This is a genomic window from Citrobacter sp. Cpo045, from assembly GCF_030332875.1.
GTDB classification, from domain to species: domain Bacteria; phylum Pseudomonadota; class Gammaproteobacteria; order Enterobacterales; family Enterobacteriaceae; genus Citrobacter; species Citrobacter portucalensis.
Genome location: NZ_JAOWGZ010000078.1, coordinates 1 through 1,756 on the forward strand (window position 1 = coordinate 1; position 1,756 = coordinate 1,756).

Annotated in this window: 3 protein-coding genes and 1 pseudogene; all 4 read left to right on the forward strand. The window is 47.9% G+C overall.

Features of this window, described 5'->3' with window-relative positions; all coding sequences use genetic code 11:
- The first annotated feature begins 144 nt into the window (after positions 1-144).
- Positions 145-513, forward strand: a complete 369-nt coding sequence (locus OGY13_RS05530; RefSeq protein WP_032435799.1) for a hypothetical protein — start codon at positions 145-147, stop codon at positions 511-513.
- A gap of 163 nt (positions 514-676) precedes the next feature.
- Positions 677-1,273 carry a recombinase family protein gene (locus OGY13_RS05535; RefSeq protein ID WP_058670665.1) on the forward strand — a complete coding sequence of 199 codons (597 nt, stop codon included), beginning with the start codon at positions 677-679 and terminating at the stop codon, positions 1,271-1,273.
- 190 nt (positions 1,274-1,463) lie between these two features.
- Positions 1,464-1,619 carry a hypothetical protein gene (locus tag OGY13_RS05540; RefSeq protein WP_000074143.1) on the forward strand — a complete coding sequence of 52 codons (156 nt, stop codon included), beginning with the start codon at positions 1,464-1,466 and terminating at the stop codon, positions 1,617-1,619.
- Positions 1,620-1,672: 53 nt separating this feature from the next.
- Positions 1,673-1,756 (forward strand): annotated as a pseudogene (locus OGY13_RS05545) (transposase); the annotation flags it as partial.

The window sequence follows — 1,756 nt, forward strand, 5'->3', positions numbered from 1 at the left end:
GGGGTCCGCTTGGAAAAAGGAAATTATCCTACGCTAAGCGCATTTTTTGCACAGATGGCTACCGACTGAACGTAACGTGTGAGTCATGATCAGAAATGTGTTAACTCTAGGAATTGACACGACTTACTGTTCGATGGGGAAATCATGTTTAGCTATCTCAAGGCTATGTATCATCAATCAAAAATTCAGGCTGAACTCAAGGCACAGATACATGAACAAACTACGGTTAATGCTATCTGTCATCACCCTGAATCAATCGAGATCATTGCGGTTTGTTCGACTGATGCGTATTACCGAAAACGTAAGGACGCTGCTTTTCTGACAACCTGTTCTGTGCTCATGCGTACTTTAAAAGATGAATCCGTACCGATGGTACTACGGAAAACAGCATGGCGATTATTGAACGAAAGATACCAACGAATTAAGTTAAATCAGGCTTATAGGATAGAAAATTTCTTGCTTTTTGCCGATTTTGAATATGCTCTCGAAGAACATGATGAACTAGCAGAGTAGTACTAGTGAGGCGATGAATACCGACAGTTAACGTGCATGTGACTTAAACGTCCGAAACCGACCGATTTCGGACACCGCTTACAGCACCTGTTCAAAACTTAGTGAAATTAGTTTCGTACATGCGTTATAATTCGTACATACATTTCGTACACAAAATTACGCCATGTCACGAGTTTTTGCTTACTGCCGGGTCTCCACACTGGAACAGACCACTGAAAACCAGCGCCGAGAAATTGAAGCAGCCGGTTTTACCGTTAAACCCCAGCGCCTGATTGAGGAACAAATCAGCGGATCAGTGGCTGCCAGCGAACGCCCCGGTTTTGCCAGACTACTTGATCGCATGGAAAATGATGATGTGCTGATAGTGACCAAACTTGATCGCCTGGGCCGTGACGCAATGGACGTGCGAAAGACCGTAGAGCAGCTGGCAGCATCCGGTATTCGCGTACACTGCCTCGCGCTGGGTGGCGTGGACCTCACCAGCGCGGCCGGAAAGATGACCATGCAGGTCATTTCGGCTGTGGCTGAGTTTGAAAAGGACCTGCTGATTGAACGCACGCATTCCGGCCTGGCAAGGGCTAGGGCAGCAGGCAAACGGTTTGGCCGGCCGCCGGCGCTTAACCAGGAACAGCGGCAGGCAGCGCTTGAACAACTGAAAGCAGGTGCCAGTATCAGCGCCATTGCCCGCGGGTTTGGGACCTCACGACAAACCATCATGCGCCTGCGTGGCGATGCAGTCAGCCCGGAGTTACCAGATTGACATCCACCCCCGACACAATCCGCTGAAGGAATGGCAATTCTGTTCACCACATTTGCTAAGAGATCAGGACTTACTTTGTAATCTGGAAGTACATCGAAGTTGCAACAATAGTACACTATTGCGTGACGTAGATTCGTGATGTATAGTTACTGCAACTTATTTGTTTATAACTACCGTCAGGTACAAAATTATGTCTCCAGCACAAGCTAAACAAAAGCAGCATGAACGCTACGAAGCCGTAGCGGTGCAGGTTTTGCGTGGTCGTGCCGGTTACAAACCTGCCGTGAAAAGCCGCTTCAGTAAGTCAGCCAGTAGCAAATTCTCTCATACTATCGCTTTTGCCTGATCTGAATCGCCACGGGTTTAACAGACACCTCAGAGTCATTTAAGATGGCTTAAAGAGAGGTTGTTGATCGCGGTTATTCTGTTGCCAGCGTTGCAACACGTCTCGATATCACCACCCACAGCCTTTACGCCTGGATA